At 71.1% G+C, this 25,174-nt stretch carries 24 protein-coding genes; 13 read left to right on the top strand and 11 right to left on the bottom strand.

Going from position 1 to position 25,174, the window contains the following annotated elements; translation table 11 throughout:
• Window positions 1–190: 190 nt before the first annotated feature.
• Entirely contained in the window at window positions 191–532 is a 342-nt protein-coding gene (locus tag DEI92_RS06535) for a hypothetical protein (RefSeq protein ID WP_111011350.1), read from the top strand.
• Between the two features lie 271 nt (window positions 533–803).
• Here DEI92_RS06535 and DEI92_RS06530 read toward each other — a convergent pair whose 3' ends face one another.
• The 6 genes from DEI92_RS06530 to DEI92_RS06505 all read right to left on the bottom strand — a co-directional run bounded on the left by DEI92_RS06530 (window position 804) and on the right by DEI92_RS06505 (window position 6,228).
• Window positions 804–1,841, bottom strand: coding sequence for a GAF domain-containing protein (locus tag DEI92_RS06530; protein WP_146249119.1), 1,038 nt, complete (start codon window positions 1,839–1,841; stop codon window positions 804–806).
• Window positions 1,842–2,041: 200 nt separating this feature from the next.
• Window positions 2,042–2,263, bottom strand: coding sequence for a cold-shock protein (locus tag DEI92_RS06525; RefSeq protein WP_111012800.1), 222 nt, complete (start codon window positions 2,261–2,263; stop codon window positions 2,042–2,044).
• 106 nt (window positions 2,264–2,369) lie between these two features.
• Entirely contained in the window at window positions 2,370–3,479 is a 1,110-nt protein-coding gene (locus DEI92_RS06520; protein WP_181434687.1) for an acyl-CoA desaturase, read from the bottom strand.
• A 212-nt stretch (window positions 3,480–3,691) separates the two neighbouring features.
• Complete coding sequence (locus DEI92_RS06515) at window positions 3,692–4,171, bottom strand: hypothetical protein (RefSeq protein WP_111012799.1); 480 nt, start codon at window positions 4,169–4,171, stop codon at window positions 3,692–3,694.
• 200 nt (window positions 4,172–4,371) lie between these two features.
• Entirely contained in the window at window positions 4,372–5,253 is an 882-nt protein-coding gene (locus tag DEI92_RS06510; RefSeq protein ID WP_111012798.1) for an NmrA/HSCARG family protein, read from the bottom strand.
• 81 nt (window positions 5,254–5,334) lie between these two features.
• A complete protein-coding gene (locus tag DEI92_RS06505) occupies window positions 5,335–6,228 on the bottom strand; it encodes an alpha/beta hydrolase (protein WP_220037459.1) in 894 nt (297 codons plus the stop codon).
• A 154-nt stretch (window positions 6,229–6,382) separates the two neighbouring features.
• Between DEI92_RS06505 and DEI92_RS16830 the strand changes: the two genes are divergently transcribed.
• The gene (locus tag DEI92_RS16830) at window positions 6,383–6,559 is read left to right on the top strand and encodes a hypothetical protein (RefSeq protein WP_258370097.1); all 177 of its coding nucleotides are present in this window, start codon (window positions 6,383–6,385) and stop codon (window positions 6,557–6,559) included.
• A gap of 230 nt (window positions 6,560–6,789) precedes the next feature.
• On the opposite strand, the gene DEI92_RS06495 is transcribed toward DEI92_RS16830, so the two are convergent.
• The gene (locus tag DEI92_RS06495; RefSeq protein WP_111012891.1) at window positions 6,790–7,668 is read right to left on the bottom strand and encodes an aldo/keto reductase; all 879 of its coding nucleotides are present in this window, start codon (window positions 7,666–7,668) and stop codon (window positions 6,790–6,792) included.
• 153 nt (window positions 7,669–7,821) lie between these two features.
• On the opposite strand from DEI92_RS06495, the gene DEI92_RS06490 reads away from it, so the two are divergent.
• Window positions 7,822–8,421, top strand: coding sequence for a YdcF family protein (locus DEI92_RS06490; protein WP_146249118.1), 600 nt, complete (start codon window positions 7,822–7,824; stop codon window positions 8,419–8,421).
• Window positions 8,422–8,606: 185 nt separating this feature from the next.
• On the opposite strand, the gene DEI92_RS06485 is transcribed toward DEI92_RS06490, so the two are convergent.
• Window positions 8,607–8,915 (bottom strand): hypothetical protein, encoded by a 309-nt coding sequence (locus DEI92_RS06485; protein WP_146249117.1) that lies wholly within the window; start codon window positions 8,913–8,915, stop codon window positions 8,607–8,609.
• A gap of 43 nt (window positions 8,916–8,958) precedes the next feature.
• Here DEI92_RS06485 and DEI92_RS06480 point away from each other — a divergent pair, with 43 nt between their 5' ends.
• The 3 genes from DEI92_RS06480 (at window position 8,959) to DEI92_RS06470 (ending at window position 13,242) form a co-directional block, all read left to right on the top strand.
• A complete protein-coding gene (locus DEI92_RS06480; RefSeq protein ID WP_146244926.1) occupies window positions 8,959–9,912 on the top strand; it encodes a hypothetical protein in 954 nt (317 codons plus the stop codon).
• A gap of 93 nt (window positions 9,913–10,005) precedes the next feature.
• Window positions 10,006–11,670 (top strand): ABC-F family ATP-binding cassette domain-containing protein, encoded by a 1,665-nt coding sequence (locus DEI92_RS06475; RefSeq protein WP_111012793.1) that lies wholly within the window; start codon window positions 10,006–10,008, stop codon window positions 11,668–11,670.
• A 57-nt stretch (window positions 11,671–11,727) separates the two neighbouring features.
• Complete coding sequence (locus tag DEI92_RS06470) at window positions 11,728–13,242, top strand: PQQ-binding-like beta-propeller repeat protein (RefSeq protein WP_111012792.1); 1,515 nt, start codon at window positions 11,728–11,730, stop codon at window positions 13,240–13,242.
• A 21-nt stretch (window positions 13,243–13,263) separates the two neighbouring features.
• Here DEI92_RS06470 and DEI92_RS06465 read toward each other — a convergent pair whose 3' ends face one another.
• The gene (locus DEI92_RS06465; RefSeq protein ID WP_111012791.1) at window positions 13,264–14,052 is read right to left on the bottom strand and encodes an AraC family transcriptional regulator; all 789 of its coding nucleotides are present in this window, start codon (window positions 14,050–14,052) and stop codon (window positions 13,264–13,266) included.
• Window positions 14,053–14,101: 49 nt separating this feature from the next.
• On the opposite strand from DEI92_RS06465, the gene DEI92_RS06460 reads away from it, so the two are divergent.
• The 3 genes from DEI92_RS06460 (at window position 14,102) to pgi (ending at window position 17,669) form a co-directional block, all read left to right on the top strand.
• The gene (locus tag DEI92_RS06460) at window positions 14,102–14,545 is read left to right on the top strand and encodes a DUF2000 family protein (protein WP_220037458.1); all 444 of its coding nucleotides are present in this window, start codon (window positions 14,102–14,104) and stop codon (window positions 14,543–14,545) included.
• A gap of 95 nt (window positions 14,546–14,640) precedes the next feature.
• Window positions 14,641–15,627: an aldo/keto reductase gene (locus DEI92_RS06455; RefSeq protein ID WP_111012789.1), complete on the top strand. Its 987-nt coding sequence runs from the start codon at window positions 14,641–14,643 to the stop codon at window positions 15,625–15,627.
• Window positions 15,628–15,941: 314 nt separating this feature from the next.
• Window positions 15,942–17,669 carry a glucose-6-phosphate isomerase gene (pgi, locus tag DEI92_RS06450; RefSeq protein WP_111012788.1) on the top strand — a complete coding sequence of 576 codons (1,728 nt, stop codon included), beginning with the start codon at window positions 15,942–15,944 and terminating at the stop codon, window positions 17,667–17,669.
• Window positions 17,670–17,836: 167 nt separating this feature from the next.
• Here the strand turns inward: pgi and DEI92_RS06445 are convergent, their stop codons facing one another.
• Window positions 17,837–19,081, bottom strand: a complete 1,245-nt coding sequence (locus DEI92_RS06445) for an endo-1,4-beta-xylanase (protein ID WP_111012787.1) — start codon at window positions 19,079–19,081, stop codon at window positions 17,837–17,839.
• A gap of 250 nt (window positions 19,082–19,331) precedes the next feature.
• Here DEI92_RS06445 and DEI92_RS06440 point away from each other — a divergent pair, with 250 nt between their 5' ends.
• Window positions 19,332–20,648 (top strand): LCP family protein, encoded by a 1,317-nt coding sequence (locus DEI92_RS06440; protein ID WP_111012786.1) that lies wholly within the window; start codon window positions 19,332–19,334, stop codon window positions 20,646–20,648.
• A gap of 13 nt (window positions 20,649–20,661) precedes the next feature.
• On the opposite strand, the gene DEI92_RS06435 is transcribed toward DEI92_RS06440, so the two are convergent.
• Window positions 20,662–21,693, bottom strand: a complete 1,032-nt coding sequence (locus DEI92_RS06435) for a LacI family DNA-binding transcriptional regulator (protein ID WP_258370096.1) — start codon at window positions 21,691–21,693, stop codon at window positions 20,662–20,664.
• A 157-nt stretch (window positions 21,694–21,850) separates the two neighbouring features.
• Between DEI92_RS06435 and DEI92_RS06430 the strand changes: the two genes are divergently transcribed.
• Genes DEI92_RS06430 through DEI92_RS06420 form a run of 3 tightly spaced genes read left to right on the top strand, consistent with a single transcriptional unit; the run spans window position 21,851 to window position 25,111 of the window.
• Window positions 21,851–23,149 (top strand): ABC transporter substrate-binding protein, encoded by a 1,299-nt coding sequence (locus tag DEI92_RS06430; RefSeq protein WP_111011332.1) that lies wholly within the window; start codon window positions 21,851–21,853, stop codon window positions 23,147–23,149.
• Between the two features lie 4 nt (window positions 23,150–23,153).
• A complete protein-coding gene (locus DEI92_RS06425) occupies window positions 23,154–24,185 on the top strand; it encodes a carbohydrate ABC transporter permease (RefSeq protein ID WP_258370095.1) in 1,032 nt (343 codons plus the stop codon).
• Complete coding sequence (locus DEI92_RS06420; protein WP_258368746.1) at window positions 24,185–25,111, top strand: carbohydrate ABC transporter permease; 927 nt, start codon at window positions 24,185–24,187, stop codon at window positions 25,109–25,111. The genes DEI92_RS06425 and DEI92_RS06420 overlap by 1 nt, the downstream gene beginning before the upstream one ends.
• The last annotated feature ends 63 nt before the right edge of the window (window positions 25,112–25,174 follow it).

Below are 25,174 nucleotides of genomic sequence, written 5' to 3'. Positions count from 1 at the left end.
TCTCGAGGAGCACCGAGAAGGCGACGGTGTCCGGGGTGCCGCTGGTCTGCTCGGACCCGGAAACGTGGCCACCCGGGGCAACCCGATGGAGGCCGCGACAGCTCGACCTGTCGGAGCGCACGGATCGGTGTGCACCAGGAGCCGTGCAGCGGCGTGCGAGTGCAGATGCTCCGGCGCGTACGGTCGACTCATGAAGCACGTGACGTACTCGGACAAGTCGCTCCTGTTGGGCGACACCACGGCAGATCTGCTCCTCGAGTACGCCAGTGCCCTCGGCACCGACGGCACCGCGGACGCGGTCACCGTCAAGGCGATGAGCTCCGATGGCGACGACGTCGAAGCGACGTTCCTCCTCGGCGAAGGCGCACCGCTCATGGCCGAGACCTCGACCACCACAGTGCCCGAGCCCGACAACGCGGACGCGGACACCTATCTGCGGGAAAAGATCGAAGCCCTCGTCCACCCGGCCAAGGCGACGACCCTGCCGGAGGGAGACGTCTACCCCGACGACTACGCCGAGTTCCAGTCGTGAGAGCCGCCGCCACCGCTGTGGGCAGGCGCCTCTGCGCGTCGGTGCGCGATCTCGTGCCGGGAGGGAGGGCCTCCCCAGCGGGATCATCCGGACGCCGGCTGCCGAGCAGCAGCACTCGGCCGCCGCCCGCGCCACGACGTGCTACGGCTCACCCGCGGCAGGGGGAGTCTGCCGTTCTCGGCGAGAGGCCTCCCGTGGGTCGGTCAGCGCTGGCATCGCCCGGAGGGCCATGCCAGCGGCCACGCGCACGCGGGCCGGGAGCAGCAGCGCGTCACCGTCGGTAGAGCTCGCGCCGGACGCGGACCGCGTAGTCACGGAGCAGATCGAGTTCGACGGAGGCCTCGTCCCGCGGCTTCGGGTCGAACACGCACACGGCACCCACACGCGTGCCGTCGAGCGTCTCGAGCGGGTACCCGGCGTAGAACCGCACGTCGTTCCGCGGCAATGGCCGCTTCGCCTGCCAGGCGTCCCCGACGACGAGCGGGCCGGAGCCGAGCACCGTCGTCCTGCAGAACGAGTTCTGCAGTGGACTGCTGCCGACCGGGAACCACCGGCCGGCCTTGGTCCACTGCCGGTTCTCCGGGATGAAGGTGATCGCCGCACCCTCGGTGCGGAATACCCGCGCCATGCTGTCGACGATGCGGTCGAACCGGGCCTCCCGAGCCGTGTCGAGGATGCCGAGCTGGTCCACCGCCTCGTACCGCTCCTGGCACGGCTGAGGCGCGTCGCGGTGCCACTGTGGGCTCCGCGCAGTGGCGCGCTGATGGGCGAGGAGCGCCCTGGACACCTCGAGCACCCGGGGCAACCCGTTCATCGTCGTGCTGTCCACGGCCAGGATGACGACCTCGTCCCGTCCCGCCTGCAGGGCTACGGCGAGGTCCGACTGGTCCTCGCGGTGGGAGAGCACCACGATCACCTCGGTCGTCGGCAGCAGTCGCTGCCGGAACCGGTCCACCTGCTCCAGGAGATCTGCCGCGGCCGCGGCCACGGCCGCGGCGGAGGTCCGTCCGTGGAGCACGCTGTCGGTGAGGGTGACGACGACGATGTCGTAGTTGACGCACCGCAGCGTGGTCGCTGCAGCGGCGAGCGGCTCACCGGGCCAGGCCGACCACGACACGGCCGTGACGTCAGCCCCGCGGCCGGTCATCGCGGCGAGCGCATCCGCCGTGATGCGCGCGCCCTGGTCGAGGGCGCTGCCGGGCGGGAACAGCGCGTCCCCGAACACGAGGACGCGATCGGGGTCCAGTCCCGTCGCTGATTCCGTGACGACCTTCGCGGTCGTCGGTCGAAGTGCTGCGAGCGACGTCATCGTCATCTCTCCTGATCGAAATGCGGTGATCCGGGCCGGTGGTGTTGCCGGCCCACCCCTCACGATAACGAGCCGAACCGAGCCTGAGAGGCCTCGCAGGGAACCCAGATCGGGGGCCATGGCCGAGGGTGATGACGTATCCCGTCCCTGCGCTTCGTCCGGCGTCCGCAGCGCTCGTCATGCGCGTGCGGCGCTGGGCGTCACGGGAGCGGGCGGATGTTCTCGGCCTGGGGTCCTTTGTTGCGTCCCTTCTTCCCTGGACCGAGGTCGTACTGCACGCGCTGGTGGTCGTTCAGGACGCGTTCTCCGCCGGCCGGGACGATGCTGGAGAAGTGGGCGAAGACGTCATCGGTGCCGTCGTCGGGGGTGATGAAGCCGTAGCCCTTGGTGTTGTCGAACCATTTCACGGTGCCTGTGGACATGTCGTGCCGGCCTGATCTCGGATGGTCGAGCCGGGCACGGGATGCAAGTGGTCCGGAGGGACCTCGACCGGGGATCACGTGAATGGGCCGGCCGAGGCTGGTGTCGTCAATGGATGCGGAGTTCCGCGACCATGGGGCATGCGAACGGGTCGCGCGCGGAGAGACCGACGCGGTTGAGGTAGCGGACGACGATGCCGTAGCTGCGGAGGAGCGTTGTCTCGGTGTAGGGCACGTCGAGTGTGTCGCAGTGGTCGCGGACCAACAGGCGCGCCTGCTTGAGCGCCGGCCGCGGCATGCTCGGGAACAGGTGGTGCTCGACCTGGTAGTTGAGGCCGCCCATGAGGAACGACACCCACCAGCCGCCGCGGATGTTCCGGGAGGTCCGCACCTGTCGCGAGAAGAAGTCGACCTTCGCGTCGTGGGCGATGGTGGGCATCCCCTTGTGGTTGGGCGCGAACGAGGCGCCCATCATGATCCCGAAGACGGCGAGCTGGACGCCGAGGAACGCGCACGCCATGCCGAAGGGCAGGAACCAGAAGACGGCCGTGAGGTAGAGACCGAACCGGACCGCGAGGAGTCCCGCCTCGAGCCAACGGTGCCGCACGTCCGCTTTGGTGTCCTTGCCGGTGGCGACTGAGCGCACCGCGAGCCAGTGGAGGTTGATGCCCTCGAAGGCGAGCAGCGGGAAGAACGCGTAGCCCTGCACGCGCATCAGCCACCGCAGGGGCCCCCGCACCGCGGCGGCGTCCTCCGGGAGGAATCGGATGGTGTCCGGCGCGATGTCCGGGTCCTTGCCGACCGTGTTCGGGTTCCCGTGGTGCCGGGTGTGCTTGTTCATCCACCAGGAGTAGCTCAGCCCCACCAGGAAGGTGCCGATGTAGCGGCCGGCGCGGTCGTTCCACCGTTGTGAGGTGAAGATCTGGCGGTGCGCGGCCTCGTGGGACAGGAACGCGAACTGCGTGAAGATCACGCCGAGTGCGGCGGCGACGATGAGCTGGAACCAGGAATCACCGAGGAACGCGAACGCGACCCATGCAAGGGTGAGCGTGCCGGCCAAGCTGCCGAACAGCGACCAGTAGAAGCCGGTTCGGCGTCGGAGCAGGTGGTGGTCCTTCACCTGCGCGAGGAGCGCGGAGTACGTCGACGTGCCGGAACGGCCGCCGGAGCTGGGGCGGGTGCGGGTGTATCCCGCGACGATCGGATCGGTGGTCGTCAAAGGACCAGCCTTCCGTCAGGATCGGTCCTTCAACCGGTGCAGCAGAGTTCACGCAGTCGCGCTTGGTCGTGACGATACGCGACCGACATGCGAGTCGGCCTTCCCCGGGGTGCGAGTCCGGCCCCCGCACGATCCGACCGGGAGGCGCCCGCCGCGGCGGTGGACCAGGCGCCGGCTCCGCTGCGGCGGAAGCAGGTCGGCCGAGCCGAGTGTCAGTGGAGGCGCCAGCGAGCGACGACGAACTGGTCAGGGGACATTCCTGCTGCCACGGCCGCATCGAGCCAGGCGATCTGACTCGCTGTCGGTGCTGTGCGTCCACGAACCGTCTGGTAGAACACGACGTCGCCCTCATGGCCCGCAGCGACCGACCAGGCGCCGGCCCAGCTGCCCCGCTGCTCGGCGATGCGTTCGAGCGCTGCCCTGGACGGTGCATGGGAGACGGGGTCCTGGATCTGGTCGTGCCGGCCCAGCCTCGGGTCCCAGCACGACATCATCTGGGGACGGTCATCGTGGCTGTCGTGCCGGAGCTCGTCGAGCCATCGGGCGTCCCACCCGTACGCGGTCGCCATCGAGGCGACCGCGAGTTCCACGAACATCGGCTCGATCCGCCGGCTCACGACCGGCTTCCTCCCGTACGCGTCGGCGATGGGGGCACCAGTCCACTTCGGGAACGCCACCTCCACGCTCGGCACGACGTGGGATCCGAGGTGCTCGTGAGAAGTGGGACTGAGAGTGCGAGGGTAGGCGGACATCCCTCGAGCCTAGGCAGGTGCGCATGTGGCCCTGGCCAGGAGCGGCTCTGGTCGCCGTCGACGACATGGAGGACCTCGGGTCCGCCGCGGGGCCGCCCGGCTCCCGCTGCGCCTCGCGGACACAGCGGGAGCCGAATCGGTCACGCCGCTGCCGGGTCCTGTGGGCGACGGCGCTGCGTCTCGAGCCAGCCTCGCAGGTCGGCAACCTCGGGGACGATCTTCCGCGTCCCGGGTCGATCGGCCAGGTATGACGGCGAGGTCGCGAACCAACTGAACATGGCGTGCATGTCCGCGTCGGAGGCGAGGACCTCCACCGGGAGCGCCTCGAACCGCGCTTCGATGCCGTAGACCTCGCCGATGGTGGCGGCGACCTGGTCCATCGTGAGTTCGTCGCCGGCGATCTCGATGGCCGAGCCGGCCAGCAGGTCCGGGTCGAGCAGCAATCGCGCCGCCGTGCGGCCGACGTCACGGACGGCGATGATCTGCATCGGCAGGTCGGCCGGCATCGGGAACCGCAGCACGAAGTCGTCGGCGTCGCTCGTCGGCAGCTGTTGGAGCAGGTTCTCCATGAAGAAGGCCGGTCGTACGAAGGTCGCCGGCACGTCCAGCTGTTCCAGGCGCTCCTCGACGCGACGCTTGCTCTCGAAGTGGGGGACGCCGGTCGTGCGCTCGGCGCCACCGACCGACGAGTACACGACCCGTGGGACGCCGGCACGGGCGGCGGCGTCGGCGACCGTGATCCCACGACGGGCCTCCCCTTCGGTGCCGTCGGGGCCTTCGAAGGTGGTGAAGAAGAAGAGTCCTGCCGTGCCGGCGAGGGCGCGCTCGAGCGCATCGCGGTCCTCCTGGTCCGCGGCGACGACCTCGACACCGCGGTCTCGGAGGGCGGAGGCGGCATCGGCGTCCGGATGGCGGACGAGGGCACGCACCGGGGCTCCGGCGGCGAGCAGCTCGTCCACCGCTGCTGATCCCTGGTTGCCTGTCGCGCCGATGACGGCGAAGGGGGTTCGAGAACTGGTCATGATGCTCCGATCAGAGATGGCGTGTCGGTCAACGCCGGATGGGTTGGTCGTTTCGGGACAGCGGGGACCGCCGTCGGGGGGTCAGAGAGAGGAGAGGACGCGGATCCGGTCGGCGAGCGCACGGCCGGACACGTCGGCATCGGGCGCGATCGAGTCGAATTCGTGCGGAACGCCGGGGCGCAGGTGCAGCTCCACCGGAACACCGGCGCGGCTCAGGGCGGTCGCGTAGGCGGTGTCCTCGTCGCGGAAGACGTCGAGTTGACCGACTTCGATGTAGGCGGGCGGCAGCCCTGCATGGTCGTCGAGACGTGCGGGAGCAGCGGTCGCCGGGACATCCGGGCCGCCGGCACGGTCACCGAGCAGCGCGGGCCAGGCGGTGCGGCTGTCGTCGTACGACCAGATCAGGAACGGTTCGATGTGTGGATCCGGGGTGGTCGTCCGGTCGTCGAGCATCGGCATCAGCAGGATCTGCTGTGCGATGGCCGGCCCGCGCCGGTCGCGGCTGAGGATCGACACCGCAGCCGCCAATCCACCGCCGGCGCTGTCACCCATGACGCCGATCCGGTCGACGTCCACGCCGAGCTCGTCCGCGTGGGTGTGCAACCAGGTGAGCGCTGCGTAGCCGTCCTCCAGGGGGGTCGGGTAGGGGTGCTCGGGGGCGCGTCGGTACTCGACGGACAGCATCGACACCCCGCTGAGCGACGCGTACCGGGCGACGGGGCCGTCGAACTGCTCGATGTGCCCGAAGATGTAGCCCCCACCGTGGAAGAAGATCGCGGCGGGACCGGGCTCGGCACCCTTCTTCACGTACCAGCGCGCGGTGATGGTCGCGCCGTCCGCCGTCGGGATCGTCCGTTCGGTCACGGTGACGTCGGGCGAGGCCGGGACCGCGTCGCTGGCGGCTGCCAGGATCGGTTCCCACATCATCCGCCGTCCCTCGACGTCTCCGACGGCGGGCAGGGTCATCGACGCCATCGCTTGCCCCATCGGAGCCATTGCGATTGCGACTTCGGGATCCAACTCGAGTGCCATGAGCGCGCTCCTGTGCTTTGCGAATCGGTTGCTTCGGATTCGAAGCAATGCCAGAACCGTACCACTGCTTCGAACGTGAAGCAAGGAGGATCACGGCATGGAGAACGCGCCCCCTCGCATCGATCCGGCGCACCTCGACGCGTACTTCGCGCTGATCGAGGTGAGCCGCCTGCTGCGACACTCCGTCGAGCAGCAGCTGCGCGACGCCGGGAAGCTCGGCTCCGTCCAGTTCCAACTGCTGGCGACGACCGATCATCGGGCAGCGCTCGCGTGACGGATCTGGCAGACGGCGTGGTCTCCAGCCGCAGTGGCCTCACCTCCCAGGCGCTCGGTGCCGTGTTGGGGAAGGTGCGCGCGCACGTGCGCAAGAACCCGCCGCGATCCGCCAGCGCTCGCGGCACCCGCCCCGGTTCCTCTGGGACCGGGACAGCCGGGTGAGCGCGATCGGCGACGCCGACAGGGCCGTCCGAACGACTGCCGGCATGCCCGGGAACTCGGAGCCCCTCAGAACTCCTCGTGCGTCCGGGGGTCCTGCCCGCTGACCCGGCCGTCGGGGCGTGCGAGCCCGGACAGCGCAGCGACCTCGTCCTCGCTCAGCTGGATCGCGAAGACGTCGAGGTTCTCCGCCTGCCATGACGGGTCGGCCGCCCGGGGGAGCGGGATCACGCCGAGCGTGACCGACCAGGCGAGGACGATCTGCGCGGGGGAGACCGCGTGCGCCTCGGCGATGCGCCGTACCACCGGGTGCTCGAGCAGGTCGGTACCGCGGCCGAGCGGAGACCAACCCTCGGTGAGGATCCCACGTCGGGCGTTCTCGGCCTGCAGGTCGAGCTGCGGGAAGTACGGATGCACCTCGATCTGGTTGACGGCCGGCGCCACCCCCGTCTCGTCGATCAGACGGTCGAGGTGGTCCGGCAGGAAGTTGGACACGCCGATCATCCGGGTGAGCCCGCGCTCCCGCGCCTCGACGAGGGCGCGCCAGGCTTCCGTGTAGAGCCCGACCCGCGGGTTCGGCCAGTGGATGAGCACGAGGTCGAGGTGGTCGAGGCCACTGCGGAACAGGCTCTCCTCGACGTACTGCAGCGCGAGGTCGGCGCTGTGGGCACGCCCCGGCAGCTTCGTCGAGAAGACGACGTCATCACGGGGCACCGGAGCGGTGCGGAGCGCGCGGCCGACCGTGCCCTCGTTGTCGTAGATGAACGCAGTGTCGAGCAGGCGGTAACCCAGCCCGAGTGCGGAGGTGACGGCTGCGACGCCGTCGCTGCCCCGGGCCTCCAGGCTGCCGAGCCCGATCGCGGGGAACGCGAGACCGTCGGCGGTCCGGCGCTGAGGTGCCACCGCGGCCGGTTCCGGTCGGAACGCACGCTGCTCGTCGTCCTGCATGCCGCGCTCCTGCCCCTCGACTGCGCGACGCGGTGTCGCCGCTTCGATCATCCCACCGCGTCGCGCGCTGCTCCGCGCCTGGACGCGACGGATGCGCTAAACGCGACGGATGCGCCGGACGCGGTGGCGGTGGCGGCCGTGGCGGATGCGACCATGGGTGCCGTGACAGCGCGCGCTCCCCTCGGGTTCGTCGTCGGCCTCGCCGCGATCGTCACGGGCGGGCTCGCCGTCGCGGAGGCCCTCACCTGGTTCGCATCGCGCGACCTGACCGCGGACGGTCCGGACGACGGCGCCGAACTCGTGGTGGTGCTCGGGTACCGGTCGAGTCCCCGCGGACGGACGAACGCGATGCAGCGCTGGCGGACCGGGATCGCGCTCCGCAGTGTCTCCGACCACGGACGCCTCGTGTTCACGGGCGGCCCGACGCGGGGCGTGCGGTCGGAGGCCTCCGTGATGGCGGAGGAGGCCGTGCGCCGGGGCTTCCCCGCCGATCGGGTGGTGCTCGAGGAGGAGTCGCGGACGACGTGGGAGAACGTCCGGAACACGGTGGACCTGCTGCGGACCGCGGACACGATCCGGTTCGCCTCGAACACGTTCCACGCGCGGCGAGCGCGCCGCTACCTGACCCGGCAGGCGCCCGAGCTCGCCGGTCGTCTGCGCCCGGCTCGTGACTTCGTCTGGGGGGAACGTCCGGTGCTCACGACGTTCCTGCTCGTGTACGAGCTGGTCAGGATCCGCCTGCGACCGTCGTGACGGCGCGTCCGAACCTGAATGCATCTGCGAGTTCACTCAGGTCCAGGTGCCCCCCGAACGCGTGACGTACCCCGAAACGGCGCGGTAGGCTCCCCAGGTCCCGTCACTCCGGGCTTCTGAACCTGAGGAAACGCCGTGCATCGGGGGGACGAAAAACCGTTAGCGTTCCCTCCGCTCACGACCTTTCAGGGAGGGGACGAGCCCATGGAGATCAGGAACTCGAAGCAGGACACCAGCCACGGCTTCCAGCGGCGCGCATCAGGGCGCGCCGCGGAACCCGGGAGTCGCGTCCGGACGCGCGGGATCGTGTCGGCCCTCACCACGGCCGTCATCGCATCGATCGCGCTGACCGGATGCGCGACGAACACCAGTGCGCCGACGCCGACCAGTGGCGCCGGCCGATCGGTGACATCCCACACCGCACCCGGCGCGATCCGGACCGGAACGGCCTCCACGGGCACCGTCCGGGCGGCCATCGACGTCGCGCGTTCCACGACGGCGGGCACGCCCTCGCCGAACGTGGTCACGACGGCCGCAGTGTCGACTGCCGAGCACGGCAAGGGCGTCTCGCCCGGCGGCGTGTACGAGAACACCATCAACCGCATGTCCGCGAGCGGAGCGCTGTCGGTGTTCACCGACATGCGGTCCGTGGGCGTGCAGTGGGTGCGGCTCGACTACAACTACGCCGGGTCGGTCAGCGCCCACGGTGGCGCCAGCGACCAGACCATCCAGCAGGCTCGCAAGGCCGGACTCGACGTCACCGTGGTCCTCGGGGACGGCACGACGACCATGCCCGAGTCGGCCGGGTTCACGGCGAAGAACGGCTGGCTGACGTCGTCGGTCAAGCGTCTGGCGTCGATGGGCGTGCACCACTTCGAGGTCGGCAACGAGGTCAACCTCGGCGCCCAGTGGGGTGGGAAGGCGAACCCGACCGCGTACGTGGGGCTCCTCAAGACCGTCCACCCGATCATCCACGCGGCCGATCCGAGCGCCGTGGTGCTCATGGCGGGCATGGCGCCCTACGGCAAGCAGGCACCCGGGAGCGTCGCCCAGGGGAACAACTACAACCCCATCGACTTCATCCGGCAGCTGTACAAGCAGGGCGGACACGGGTCCTTCGACGCCGTGAACCTGCACCCGTACACGTACCCGGCGATGCCGACGGCCGCGGACGGCGGCTACAACATGCTGTCCGTCCTGCCGGACCTGCTGGCGCTCATGAAGCAGCAACAGGACGCCAGCATGCGGATCTGGTGGACCGAGAGCGGGATGCCCACCGGCCCGGACGGCGGGTACCCGACGTACACGGTCGCGCAGCAGCAGCAGACGATCACGGGACTGTTCCAGGTCGCCGCGAAGTACCCGCAGGTCGGCCCGGTCTTCCTCTACGACTGGCAGGACGGTGGGGTGGACGGCGACTTCGGGCTGTACACGTCGTCGCACCAGAAGAAGGCGTCCTACGCGACCTTCGCCGCGGCCACCGCGAAGTAGCGGCACCACCGCTGCGGCACCGGGCCCGCACCGCACTGCACCACACCCGGGGGAGCGCCACGATCGCGTTCCCCCGGGTGGGAGCATGAGCAGATGACCGCCACGCTCGTCGCCAAGGACCTCGCCGGTGGGCACGCCGCTCGCACCCTCTTCGACTCGCTCGACCTGACCGTCGCGCCCGGTGACGTCATCGGCGTCGTCGGCGTGAACGGGGCCGGCAAGTCGACGCTGCTCCGCCTGCTCGCCGGGGTCGACGAACCCCTGGCGGGGTCGGTCGCGCTGTCGCCGAAGGACGCGTTCGTCGGCTGGCTGCCGCAGGAGCACGAGCGCGTCGAGGGCGAGACGATCGGCGGGTACCTCGCGCGACGCACCGGATGTGCGGCGGCGACCGCGGCGATGGACGACGCAGCCGCGGCGCTCGCCGAACCCGCCGCCGGTGACGCTGCTGGTGACGACTACGCGGTCGCGCTCGAACGGTGGCTCGCCTCCGGTGCGGCGGACCTCGACGAGCGCATCCCGGTCGTCCTCGCGGATCTCGGACTCGACGTCGACACGGGCCACGGCTCGCTCACGGTCGACTCGGCGATGACGTCGCTATCCGGAGGCCAGGCGGCACGGGTGGGCCTCGCGGCGCTCCTGCTGTCGCGGTTCGACGTGGTGCTGCTCGACGAGCCGACGAACGACCTCGACCTCGACGGCCTGGCCCGGCTCGAGGGGTTCGTCCGGGGCCTGCGCGGCGGTGTCGTCCTGGTGAGCCACGACCGGGAGTTCCTGGCGCGCTCGGTCACGGCCGTGCTCGAGCTCGACCTGGCCCAGTCGTCGCACCGGCTGTTCGGCGGCGGGTACGACGCGTACCTCGAGGAGCGCGCGCTCGCCCGGCAGCACAAGCGGGACGCCTACGAGGAGTACGCGGCGACGAAGGCGGACCTCGTGGCCCGCGCGCGCACGCAGCGCGAGTGGACGAGCCAGGGCGTGCGGAACGCCATGCGGAAGAGCCCCGACAACGACAAGCTCCGCCGGAAGGCGTCGGCGGAGTCGAGCGAGAAGCAGGGGCAGAAGGTCCGCCAGATGGAGTCACGGATCGCCCGGCTCGACGAGGTCGAGGAGCCCCGCAAGGAGTGGCAGCTCGAGTTCACCATCGGCACCGCGCCGCGGTCGTCGTCGGTGGTCGCGACGCTGTCCGAGGCGACGTACGTGCAGGGCGACTTCACGCTCGGTCCGGTCTCGCTCCAGGTGGCCGCGCGCGACCGCATCGGGATCACGGGTCCGAACGGCGCAGGCAAGTCCACGCTGTTGCGGGCACTCCTCGGCGGGCAGGAGCCGACCTCCGGCACGGCGTCCACCGGGTCGAACGTGGCCGTCGGTGAGATCGACCAGGCGCGCAGGCGGTTCACGGGTGCCACGGCGCTCGCCGAGGTGTTCGAGGGGCTCGTGCCCGAGATGTCCACCGCCGAGGTGCGGACCCTCCTGGCCAAGTTCGGGTTGAAGGCCGACCACGTCGGTCGCGCCGCGGGGGAGTTGTCGCCGGGTGAGCGGACGCGCGCCGGTCTGGCGCTCCTCCAGGCCCGCGGGGTGAACGTGCTCGTGCTCGACGAGCCGACGAACCACCTGGACCTCCCCGCGATCGAGCAGCTCGAGCAGGCACTCGACGCCTACGACGGCACGCTGCTCCTGGTGACGCACGACCGCCGCATGCTCGAGACCGTGCGACTCGACCGCCGTTGGCACGTCGAGGAGGGCCGGGTCACGGAAGTCTGACCAGCGGGCGTACCGACGGGGACCGGTCGGGCTACCCTCGGCGCCGAGGAGGGCTCGATGACGACCCATCGCGATCGAGACCGACGGCGCGGGGTGCGCCTGCGCACGCTGGTCGTGCCCGTCGCCGTGCTGCTGCTCGCCGGGTGCACGGCCGGGAGGCCCTCCGTCGCGCCGACGACACCGCCTCCGTCCGCCGGAGCGCCTGCTGGTACCGCGCCGACGAGATCGGACGGACCGTCCGCCCCGTCCGGACCGTCGACGGGGACGGGACCGTCCCGAGCCGCCGCGTCCGACTCGTGGCCGAGCTACCACGGCACCGCGACGCTGACGGGTGCGGTCCCCGCCGGGGCGCCTCTCGACCACGCGACGCGGAGGTGGTCGGTCGACCTCGGCGGCACCGTGCAGGGGCAGCCCGTCGCTGCGGACGGACGCATCGTCGCCGCCACCGAGCGGAACCGGGTCGTCGCCCTCGACCCGACGACCGGGCACGTGCTGTGGTCTCGGACGCTCGGCACACCGCTCACGCACGTCGCCGCCGTGGCGGGCTGTGGCGACATCGACCCACTCGGCATCACGAGCACGCCCGCGATCGACCCGGCGACGCGCATCGTGTACGTGGTCGCCGAGGTCGACGCCGGCCGGGGCGTCGTGCACCACGTGCTCTCGGGGCTCGACCTGGCCACGGGGCGGACGGTGCGGACCGAGGACGTCGACCCGCCCCTCCCGGCCGGCGAATCGCCGGTGCACCTGCTCCAGCGGGTGTCCCTGGCCGTGGCGAACGGCCGCGTCTACGTCGGCTACGGCGGCAACGCGGGGGACTGCGGGCACTACCACGGCTGGGTCGTCGGGGTGCGCGAGAGCGGCGCGCCGGACCCGGTGTCGTTCGAGGTCGCCCCGGACGGCGAGGGCGGAGCGGTCTGGGAGTCGGGCGGCGGCATCGCGGTCGGTGCCGACGGGCACCTCTTCGTCACGACGGGCAACGCGAACCCCGATCCGCCGCAGGGCGGCCCCGATCCCGAGCGGTACACCGAGAGCGTCGTGGAGCTGTCCCCGGACCTCCGGCCGCTCGCCGCGTTCAAGGACCGCGTCGCGGGCGGCGACGAGGACCTGTCGACGAGCAACCCCGTGCTGCTCCCGGGTGGGCTCGTGTTCGCCGTCGGGAAGACGGACACCGCGTTCGTGCTGCGGCAGGGAGACCTGTCGCAGGTGACCGCGATCCGCCACGTGTGCGGCAGCGACCCGGACGGCGCACCCGCGTTCGACCGCCGCACGGACCGCGTCTTCGTCCCCTGCCGAGGCGGCGGGATCCAGCGGGTCGACCTCGCGACGCGGACGCTCGGACCCCGACTGGCGGGTGCGAACAGCGGACCGACGCTGATCGGCAGGCACCTCTGGGCCGTCGAGTACCCGACGGGGACCGTCTCGGAGTGGGACCCGCGGTCCGGGCGCCGACTGCAGACCCTCCACACGGGGACGGCGTTGCCGACGTTCGCGACGCCGACGTCGGTGGACGGCCTCCTGCTCGTGCCCACGGTCCATGGTGTGACGGCGTTCGCCGGGCGGTCCTCGTAGCACGCGGCGTCCTGGAGCGCTCTACGCCGCGGCGAACGTCCCCGGCGTCGTCCCGAGCACGCGACGGAACTGCCGCGTCATGTGGGGTTGGTCCGCGAACCCGGCCTCGGCGGCGGCGTCGACCGGGCGACGTCCCGCGAGCAGGAGTCGGCGCGCCAGGTCGACCCGCCGCGCCGACACGTACTGGTGTGGTGCGATCCGGAACGCCGCCGAGAACACGCGGGCGAGGTGTGCCGGGTGGACGTGCAGCGCGGCGGCCGCGTCGGCGATGGTGAGCTGCTCGGTCAGGTGCTCGTCGAGCATCGCGCGGAAGCGTCGGGCGAGGACCGGGTCGTCGCGGTCCGTGGCGTCCGCGCCGAACGCGTCGCGGAACCGGGCGCCGAGGCGCAGGACGCCGAACTCGACGGCCAGGGCGGCCGTCGTCGGCGCGGCCTGCGCGAGCGCGGCGTGGATGCTGGCCACGCCCGCCGCGAGCGTCCCGTCCGTGAACGCCGGGTGGTGGACCGCGCCGCCGATCGTCCCCGCCGGCAGCCACTCCGGTTCGAGGTACAGCACCCGCTTGCGGTAGCGCTCGCCGCCGGTGGCGGTGCGCCCGGTGTGCGGGACGCCCGGCGGCAGGACCGTGAGCGTCCCGGGCATCACGTGGTGCCGTCGGCCGTCGAGTTCGTAGACGACGGCACCGTCGTCGACCGTCAGGAGGGTCCAGCTGTCGTGCGTGTGCGCCGGGTACGCGTGCTCGAGGTGCTCCGCGTGCAGCACCTCGCGCACCAGGGGCACGGCGGGCCGCCACGCGCGCACGGACTCGACCATGCAAGGAACGTACAAGACGACCGGGTGTGCCCGGCGCGATCGTGGGGACATGGCACCGCTCGACGACACCACCACCGAACCCGTCCGCTTCGACACGAAGGTCGTCGTGGTGCTCCACGACCACCTGCTGCCCTGGCAGGAGCTCAACGTCACCGCGTTCCTGACGAGCGGCATCGCCACGAGTGAGCCGGACCTCGTCGGGGAGCCCTACGCGGACGCGGACGGCAACCGGTACCTCCCGATGCTCCGGCAGCCGGTGATGGTGATGTCGGCCAGCCCCGAGGTCCTCGCCGCCGCGCGGACCCGGGCGCTCACCCGCGGCGTGCCGCTCGCCCTGTACACGCGCGACCTGTTCGCGACGGGGCACGACGCCGCCAACCGCGCTGCCGTCGCCGCCGTGGCGGCCGACGACCTCGACCTGGTCGGCATCGCCGTGCGCGGGCCCCGGAACGCGGTGGACAAGATCACGAAGGGTGCGCGCATGCACGCCTGACGCGCGCCCCGCGGTGTCCACGCACCCCCGAGGCGCGGCGAGCACGATGGAGGTCGTGCACCGGCTGGTCCTCGGCCGGGCAGACAGGAGACAGCATGGAAACCCGCACACTCGGCGACCTGCAGGTCGGTGCGATCGGCCTCGGCACGATGGGCATGAGCGCCTTCTACACGGGCGCCGGCACGGACGACGCGGAGTCGGTCCGCACGATCCACCGGGCGATCGACCTCGGCGTCTCGTTCTTCGACACGGCGGAGGCGTACGGGCCGTACACGAACGAGGAACTCCTCGCCCGCGCGCTCGGCGACCGTCGCGACGACGTCGTCATCGCGACGAAGTTCGGCCTGATCCGTCACGTCGAGGGCGAGACGACCCCGAGCACGGAGCGGCACATCACCTCGGACCCCCGGTCGGTCCGCATCGCGCTCGAGGGGTCGCTGCGCCGGCTCGGCACGGACCACGTCGACCTCTACTACCAACACCGCGTCGACCCGGAGGTCCCGATCGAGGACGTCATCGGGCAGCTCGCCGGCTTCGTGCAGGAGGGCAAGATCCGTCACATCGGCATGTCCGAGGCGAGCGCCGCCACCATCCGCCGTGCGCACGCCGTCCACCCCATCACCGCGCTCCAGAGCGAGTACTCGCTGTGGACGCGGGACCCCGAGGGCGAGGTGCTCGACACCCTGCGGGAGCTCGGCATCGGGCTCGTGCCGTACTCGCCGCTGGGCCGGGGGTTCCTGACCGGCGCGATCACGAAGCCGTCCGACCTCGACTCGAGCGACTTCCGCTTGGCGAACCCCCGGTTCCAGGAGGAGGCGTTCGCGGCGAACATGCGCATCGTCGACGAGGTGCGCACGGTCGCGGACGAGGTCGGCGGCACACCCGCGCAGGTCGCGCTCGCGTGGCTGTTGGCGCAGGGCGAGGACCTCGTGCCCATCCCGGGCACGAAGCGTGTCTCGCGGCTCGAGGAGAACCTCGGCGCGGCGGACCTCACGCTGAGCGACGAGCAGGTCGCGCGGCTCTCCGCACTGCCGGCACCCACCGGCGACCGCTACCCGGACATGGCCCCCATCGGGCGCTGACCAGACCGGCGCTGACCGGACCGGCGCTGACCGGACGGGCGCTGACCGGACGGGCGCTGACCGGACGGGCGCTGACCCGATCGTGCGCTGACCCGATCAGGCGCTGACCGAGTGCGTCGTCGCCCCGCGGGGCGAGCCGCGACGGACGGGAGGGACGGTGCCGGACCGGCCCGTCCCTCCCGAGCGTCCCCTGTCGCCCGGTCGTCCCCACCTGCCGCCGGGGGGAGCGGCAGGGGAATAGATTTGGACCCGGCCCGCCGCGCAGCGCCGCGTGATCCGCGAGCCGTGCACCGTTCCCTGTTCAGGAGGACCCCTTGACCGAATCCGCTCCCGTCGATCCCACCTCGACCGAGGCCTGGCGCGCCCTGGCCGGCATCGCCGACGGCTTCACGCCGGACCTGCGTGGGTGGTTCGACGCCGACCCGGACCGGGCCGACCGGTACACCTTCCAGGCCGCCGACCTCACCGTCGACCTGTCGAAGGGCCTCGTGACCGAGGAGATCCTCGGCCACCTGCTGCAGCTCGCGCAGGACGTCGACGTCCCCGGCCGCTACCAGGCGATGATCCGCGGCGAGCACATCAACGTCACCGAGGACCGCGCCGTGCTCCACACCGCGCTGCGTCGCCCGGCCGCCGGTTCCGACCTGGTCCCGCCGGCGGGCTCCGAGGTCGACGGGCAGGACGTCGACGCCGACGTGCAGGCCACGCTCGACAAGGTGTACGGGTTCGCCGAGCAGGTGCGGTCAGGGGCGTGGAAGGGCGTCACCGGCAAGCGCATCGAGACCGTCGTCAACATCGGCATCGGCGGGTCGGACCTCGGCCCCGTCATGGTCTACGAGGCGCTCAAGCCATACGTGCAGCAAGGGCTCGAGGCCCGCTTCGTCTCGAACATCGACCCCGCCGACATCTACGAGAAGACCGCGGACCTCGACCCGGAGACGACGCTGTTCATCGTCGCGTCGAAGACCTTCGGCACGCTCGAGACCTTGACGAACGCCCGGCTGGCCCGCCAGTGGCTGTGGGAGCGGCTCGGTGCCGCCGGTGCGATCGAGGACACCGACGAGTCCCGCAAGGACGCCGTCGCCAAGCACTTCGTCGCCGTCTCGACCGCGCTCGACAAGGTCGCCGCGTTCGGCATCGACCCCGAGAACGCGTTCGGGTTCTGGGACTGGGTGGGCGGCCGCTACTCGGTCGACTCGGCCATCGGCACGTCGGTCGTCATCGCGATCGGGCCGGACAACTGGCGCGACTTCCTCGCCGGGTTCCACGCGGTCGACGAGCACATGCGCACCGCGCCGCTCGAGCAGAACGTCCCCGTGCTCATGGGCCTGCTCAACGTCTGGTACTCGAACTTCCTCGGTGCCCAGAGCCACGCGGTCCTGCCGTACACGCAGTACCTGCACCGTTTCGCCGCCTACCTGCAGCAGCTCACGATGGAGTCGAACGGCAAGCGGGTCCGCTGGGACGGCTCCCCGGTCACGACCGACACCGGCGAGGTCTTCTGGGGCGAGCCGGGCACGAACGGCCAGCACGCCTTCTACCAGCTCATCCACCAGGGCACCCGGCTGATCCCGGCGGACTTCATCGCCGTCGCGAACCCGGCGCACCCGCTGCAGGACGAGACCGGTGACGGTGGCGCCGTGCAGCCCGGACAGGACGTCCACGCGCTGTTCATGGCGAACTTCTTCGCGCAGACCAAGGCGCTCGCGTTCGGCAAGACCGCGGACGAGGTCCGCGCCGAGGGCACGAAGGAGTCCGTCGTGCCGGCCCGCGAGTTCCCGGGCAACCGACCGACCGCGTCGATCCTCGCACCGGCACTCACGCCGAGCGTCGTCGGCCAGCTCATCGCGCTGTACGAGCACATCGTGTTCACCGAGGGCACGATCTGGGGCATCGACTCGTTCGACCAGTGGGGTGTCGAGCTCGGCAAGCAGCTCGCGCTGCAGATCGCTCCCGCGGTCGACGGCGACACCGAGGCGCTCGCGTCGCAGGACGCCTCGACGAAGGCGCTCATCGCGAAGTACCTCGAGCTGCGCGGCTGATGCGCGTGCCGGGCGCGCAGATGCGCGCCCGGACGACGAGGGCGCGGTCCGGCGACCGCGCCCTCGTCGTCTGTCCGCGCCCGTTCGGGTGGTTCCGCAACCCAGGGGGACGGTCGGGAGGGACAGGACGGGCCGGTGCCGTGCCTCCCGGCCGCCGGTCGGTGCGGTCAGGCAGCCGGGACGGTCAGGGCGATCCGCTGCGCGTCCGATCCGAGCGTGAAGGGCGTCGTCGTGCCGGCGAGCCGTGCCGCGTAGTCGCCGCGGAAGCCGCTCACACGGACCTCACCGCGTCCGTCGGTGACGAGTTCGGTCGGTCCGAGCCACCACGCGTCGCGGACGAGGCGGCGCAGCGCGTCGTAGGAGGGCTTGGGGGAGCCGTCCGCCCGGACGAGTCCGATCGGCGCGCCGAGCCACGCGCCCGCATCGGTGATGCCCCAGTACGTGATGGCCTCGACGGCCTCGTGCCCCACGAGGCTCCGGTAGTGCCGGTCGATCTCGTCGGCCTGCCGCGCCTCGCCCTCGGGTGTCGACGGCCATGACGGCACCTGGTGGTCGTTGAGGTCCTCGATCTCCGCGGGCATGAGTTCGCCGGACACGAGCGAGGACTCGGTCATGTGGATCGGGAGGCCGAACCGCGCGAACCGGTCGACCGTCGCGAGCATCGTGTCCTCGCCCCAGTAGCCCTGGTGCATGTGCGTCTGCAGACCGAGGGCGTCGAGCGTGATCCCCGCGTCGAGGACCTCTTCGACGAGGTGTTCGTAGTCGCTCGACAGGTCGAAGTCGTTGAGCAGGAGCCGGGCCTCCGGGTTCGTCGTACGGGCCTCCTCGAACGCCATCCGGATCATCGGCACGCGGCCCCGAGCGCGGGCGAGGGGTGTGATGGCGTTGTCGCCGTTGTCGAACACGGGCATGATGACGACCTCGTTGATCGCGTCCCAGGTGTCCACGAGCCCGGCGAAGTCGGCGACCTCACGCCGGATGCGCGCACGCTGCAGTCGCTCCACCTCGTCGAGCGGCAGGCCGAGCAGCCAGTCCGGCTGCACGGTGTGCCAGACGAGCGGATGGCCCTTGAGCGCGATCCCACGGTCGCGGAACCACCGCGCCGCGGCCCGGAGGCGTGTGGTGTCGGGCGCGCCCCGCTCCGGTTCGAACCGTCCCCAGTAGAAGGGGAGGGTCGCCGTGTTGAACACCTCGGCGTACCGCTCCGCGAGCGCCTCGGTCCCGACGTCGTCGGGCTCGCCGTTCGCCAGGCCGATGAAGTCGAAGCCGATGTTGCCGAACACGAAGGCGTGGCGGGTCTGCTCGACGGTGATCGGGACGGCGGGCTGCGGGGTGCCGGCGGCGTCGACGACGGCGAGGACGGCCTCGCCGAGCCGTGCGGCCGAGCCGGGCGGGGGGAGGGTCTCGTGCATGTCGGGCGCCTTCCGGACGTCGTCGTCAGGTTTGTTGTGGGCGAGAACATAACACGGACGGCGTGCGACGGCGTCTGGTCGCGCCGGATCCCGCGCGCCGCTCCGTCCGGCCGCGCCGGTTCCCGCGCGCGGCGGTGGGGCCGGAGGCGGCGAACCTGAGTGCCGATTCAGGGTCGCGGCGCGGCCAGCACGCGGTTCGCACCCGCTTCCGGGATGATCCTGGGACGGCACCGAACTCCGAGGGGGACGAATGGCGCGCGAACGTGCGGCAGTGAACGGCGGCATCGCACGGCACGGACGGCTCCGCCGCTCGAGCCGGGTCGCCGCCGTCCTCCGGATCCTCGCCGCCGTCGTCGCGGTCGCGGTCGTGAGTTCCGGTTCCGTCGCGGCGATCGCGACCTGGCAGGTCCTGCAGGGCGCCAAGCCCGCGGTGACGCTGGCGTTGCCGGGCGTGAGGCACGAGGCCGTCCCGACGCTCACCGCGCAGTCGGGTGAGGTCGACATGCTGCTCGTCGCCACCGACACCCGGACCGGGCAGGGCGCGGGGTTCACCGGCGCGGCGAACCAGGCCGCGAGTTCCGGGGTCGGGCACAACGACACGACGATCCTGGTCCACATCTCGCAGGACCACACGCACATGGCCGTCGTCAGCTTCCCCCGCGACCTCATGGTGCCCATCCCGGCGTGCACGAACGACGACGGCTCGGTCACACCGGCCTCCTCGAGGGCGATGCTCAACACGGCGCTCTCGCGCGGTGGGGAGCGCCACGGCCTCGCCTGCGTCGCGGGGACCATCAGCCAGCTGACCGGCGTTCCGATCTCCTACGCCGGCATGGTCACGTTCGACGGCGTCGTGCGGATGGCGGACGCGGTCGGCGGGGTCCAGGTCTGCCTCGCCACGCCGATCCACGACCACAACGTCTCCCCGGCGATCGACCTGCCCGCGGGTACCCGCTCGCTGTCGGGCGCCCAGGCCGCCGCGTTCCTCCGGTCGCGGGACGGCGTCGGCGACGGCAGTGACCTCGCGCGCATCAGCAACCAGCAGACGTTCATGTCCGCCCTCGCGCGCCAGGTCGTCTCGGCCGGGACGCTGACGAACCCCGCGAAGGTGCTCCGCCTGGCCGACACCGCGTTCCGCAGCATGACGCTCTCGGACACCCTGACGGATCCGCGGACCCTCGCGCGCCTCGCGCTGGCCGTCACGACGGTCGGCCTGTCGAACATGGTGTTCGTGCAGTACCCCGTGGTCGACGACCCCGAGGACCCGAACCGGGTCGACGTCGCGACGGACCCGGCGGGGATCCTGAACGCCGCGCTCCGTCACGACGACCCGATCGCGCTCTCGGCCGGCAGCCTCGGTCGCTCGGCCGTGGTCGACCCGAACCCGCCGAAGGCGGCCGCCCCGACCGCTCCGCCGTCGCACGCTGCGGGAGGCCCGTCCAAGCCGGCAACGGCGCCCTCGTCGGGCGCGTCCACCCCGAGCGCGCCGGCCACGACGGCGCAGCTCCCCGGGTCCGTGTCGGGGCAGAGCGCCGCCACGGTGACCTGCGCGGCCGGGCGGGACTGACCTCCCGCCCGCCTCAGCGCGTGGGGGCCGGCCCGGTGCTCGCGCGGACCACGAGCGTCGCCGGGAGCTGGACGTGCTGCGGGACGTCCTGTCCGCGGAGCAGGTTGAGGAGCATGTGCACGGCCTCGGCGCCGAGGTCGTGCAGCGGCTGTGCGACGGTCGTCAGCGGCGGGGTGGCGTTCGCGGCGAGGGGGACGTCGTCGAAGCCGACGACCGACAGGTCCTCGGGCACGCGGAGACCGAGCTCGTGCGCGACCTCGAGCACCCCGAGCGCCGAGATGTCGTTCGCCGCGAACACCGCGGTGGGGCGGTCCGGACGGGCGAGGAGCGCACGGGCGACCTCGGCGGAGAGCGCGGTCTGGTACCCGCCGACGCGCACGAGCTCCGGGTCGAACGGGATGCCGGCCGCGGCGAGGGACTCCCGGTAGCCGGTCTCGCGGAGCTCGGCGGACGCCAGGTCCTCGCGGCCGCGGATGTGCGCGATGCGGCGGTGTCCGAGGCCGATGAGGTGTTCGGTCGCTGCCCGCGCACCGCCGACGTTGTCCGAGTCGATCGCCGCGTGGCCCTCGGGACCGGTGTGCGGGTCGATCGACACGACCGGCACCGACGTCGACGACATGAGCGTCGTGGGCGTGACGACGATCGCGCCGTCGATGAGGGTCCCGGCGAGCCGCGACAGCGACCGGCGCTCCCAGCCCGGCCGGGTCTCGCCCGACACGAGTCCGGCGTACGCGAGGAGCTCGTACCCCGTGCCGGTCGCCGCGGACGAGATGCCCTTGAGCAGCTCGGTGGAGAACGGCTCGAACTCGGTGACGAGGATGCCGATCACGTCGGTGCGGCTCCGACGGAGGCTCCGGGCGACGAGGGAGCTCTCGTAGCCGAGGGACTCGATCACCTCGAGCACGCGCTTCGACGTCGCGGGTGCCACCCCGTCGCGCCCGTTGATGACCTTCGAGACCGTCGGCACGGACACCCCGGCCGCGCGCGCGACGTCGCTGATGGTGGCGCGCCCGGGCGGGGGAGCGGACTCTGCGACGGTCTCCACGTGCTCACCGTACCGCCCGGATCGTGCGACACGAGTCGTCGGCGCACTCTCCGAAATCGTTATCGATATCGATTGACAACCCGAGCCACGCCTGCCACGCTCTCGTCTGCGGCACTCGAAGCCGCATGTCAACGACGACTACCGAGGGGTTTCCACAATGACGAGGAAGATCAAGCTCGCGACGGCCATCGCGCTGGCCGCGGGCACCGCACTGCTCGCCACGGGCTGTTCGAGCGGCGGTTCGGACAACGCGTCGGGGAACGGCAAGGTCACCATGACCTTCTGGCACAACTCGACCACCGGCCCGGGCAAGGCGTTCTGGGCGGACACCGTCAAGGACTTCGAGGCCGCCCACCCGAACGTCACCATCAAGGTCCAGGCGATCCAGAACGAGGACCTCGACGGCAAGCTCCAGACCGCCCTCAACTCCGGCGACGCCCCCGACATCTTCCTGCAGCGGGGCGGCGGCAAGATGAAGGCCATGGTCGACGCCGGCCAGGTCATGGACATCTCCGGCTCGATCGACAAGGCCTCGAAGGCCGCGATCAACAAGGGCACGTTCGCCGGCTACGAGCAGGGCGGCAAGACCTACGCCATGCCGATCGACGTCCTGCCCGAGGGCATCTGGTACAGCCAGGACCTGTTCAAGGCCGCCGGGATCACGAGCACCCCGAAGACCATGACCGAACTGAACGCGGACATCGCCAAGCTCAAGAAGTCGGGCGTCGCACCGGTCGCCGTCGGCGCCAAGGACGCCTGGCCCGCCGCGCACTGGTACTACAACTTCGCGCTCCGGGAGTGCAGCCAGGCCACGCTGAACAAGACCGCGTCCAACCTGAAGTTCGACAGCAGCTGCTGGACGAAGGCCGGCCAGGACGTCAAGGCGTTCAACGACACGAAGCCGTTCAACAACGGCTTCCTCACCACGGCGGCGCAGCAGGGCGCCGGCAGCTCCGCCGGTCTCGTCGCGAACCACAAGGCGGCCATGGAGCTCATGGGCTCCTGGGACCCGGGCGTGATCTCCTCGCTCACCCCGAACGCCAAGCCGCTGCCCGACCTCGGGTTCTTCCCGTTCCCGTCGATCTCCGGCGGCTCGGGCAAGGCCGGCGCGATGATGGGTGGCCTCGACGGCTACTCGTGCTCCGCCAAGGCGCCGAAAGTGCCCTGCACCCAGTTCCTCAACTACATCGTGACGAAGTCGAGGCAGGAGGCGTACTACAAGGCGTTCGACACCATCCCGGTGAACGAGAACGCGCAGTCCGTCGTCACCGAGCCGTACCTCAAGGACGTCCTCGCCGCGTACCAGAAGGCGCCGTACGTCTCGCAGTACCTCGACACCCTCTACGGCCAGAACGTCGGCAACGCGCTGAACACGAGCGTCGTCGACCTGCTCGCCGGCAAGGGCAGCCCGGCGGACATCGTCAAGACGACCAGCCAGGCCGCGGCCAAGGGCTGATCCCGTGTCCGCGAACACCTCCATCGCTGCGGGTCGGGTCACCGACCCGCAGCGCTCCCCGGGTGCACCGGAGGCGGGGCGGGGCGCACCACGTGCCTCCCGCCCCGCCGGCCGGCGCGGTACCCGGGCTCCGGCCGACTGGCGCAAGCGCGCCGAGATCGCCGTGCTCGCCGGACCGGCGGTCGTCGTCTTCGTCGGGTTCGTGATCCTCCCGGTCGTGCTCGCCGCCTACTACGGGTTCTTCCGCTGGGCGGGCTACGGCACCCCGACCGACTTCGTCGGACTGCACAACTACGTCGTCATCTTCACCGACAGCGCGTTCCAGTCCGTCCTGCTCCACAACGCGTTCATCGTGGTGCTGTCCCTGGTCCTCCAGGGTCCGCTGGCGATCTTCCTGGCGCTGCTCCTCAACCAGAAGATCCGCGGTCGGACGCTCGTCCGGGTGCTCGTGTTCGTGCCGTACGTGATCTCCGAGGTCATCGTCGGCACCGGCTGGAGCCTCATGCTCCAGTCGAACGGGGCGGTGAACGACCTCCTGCAGGCCATCGGCCTCGGCGGCCTGCGCGCGGACTGGCTGTCGAACCCGTCGATCGCGATCTGGACCCTGCTCCTCATCATCTCGTGGAAGTACATCGGGTTCGCCGTGATCCTGTTCCTCGCCGGGCTGCAGAGCATCCCCGAGGAACTGTTCGAGGCCGCCGCCATCGACGGTGCCGGCTACTGGCAGATCCAGCGACGGATCACCCTGCCGCTGCTCGGACCGACCATCCGCATCTGGGCGTTCCTGTCGATCATCGGGTCGCTCCAGCTGTTCGACCTCGTCTACATCATCTGGGGTCAGTACATCGCCTCGACCGCCGGGACCTCGACGATGGCGACGTACATGGTCGGGAACGGTCGCAACTCCGGCAACTACGGCTACGGGAACGCGGTCGCCGTGGTGATCTTCCTGATCTCCCTCATCGTCGCGCTCCTCTACCAGCGCTTCGTCCTGCGCCGCGACACCGCGGGCGCACTCACCGAGAGGAACGGCTGATGGCGACCACCACCATCGACGGCCGGGAGGCCCGCTCGGGCCGGTCCCGCGGCGTCCGGTCCGGCATCCCCGGCCCCGGCAGCACGCGTCGGCGTCGGTCGGGCGCGGCGAACACCCACGTCAACCCGATCACCTACGTCGTCGCGATCGTCTTCATCGCGGCGAACCTCGCCCCGGTCCTCTACATCGTCCTGGGCGGGTTCCGGACGAACGCGCAGATCACGACGAGCCCCGCGGGCCTGCCGGACCCACTGCAGTTCGGGAACTACGCGAGCGTGCTCTCGAGCGGGGTGTTCTGGCAGGAACTCGGCAACTCCGCGATCACGGCGATCGCCACCACGGTCGGCGTCGTGGTCCTCGGACTCATGGTGAGCTTCGTGCTCGCGCGCTACCACTTCGCCGGACGCGGGGCGCTGTACGCGCTCTTCGCCGCGGGGCTGATGTTCCCGATCACGGTCGCGATCACACCGCTCTACCTGCTCGTCAAGGACCTCGGCCTGACGAACAACCTGGCCGGGGTGATCCTGCCGCAGATCGCGTTCGCGCTGCCGACGACCGTGATCATCCTCGTGCCGTTCCTCCGGGCGATCCCCGACGAACTCGAGGAAGCCGCGTCGATCGACGGTGCGAGCCGGCTCGGGTTCTTCTTCCGGATGATCGTGCCGCTGTCGCTGCCGGGTGTCGTCACCACCGGGATCCTCGCGTTCATCGCGAGCTGGAACAGCTACATCCTGCCGCTGTTCATCCTCAACAACGAGGGGCAGTACACGCTGCCGCTCGGTGTGCAGGCGTTCTCGTCCCAGTACTCCGTGGACACCGCGAAGGTGCTCGCGTTCACGACGATGTCGATGATCCCGGCGCTCGTGTTCTTCACGATCTTCCAGCGCCGCATCGTCGGCGGCCTGACCGGCGCGGTGAAGGGATGAGCGCCTCCCGGCGTGCGTCGCGCACCATCCCGACCACCGGTCGCCCCACTCCGACGAAAGCGA

It is taken from the genome of Curtobacterium sp. MCBD17_034, assembly GCF_003234515.1.
In the GTDB taxonomy this organism is placed as follows: Bacteria; Actinomycetota; Actinomycetes; order Actinomycetales; family Microbacteriaceae; genus Curtobacterium.
Note: the sequence above shows the minus strand (reverse complement) of the source record. Positions and strands in the feature narration are given on the sequence as shown.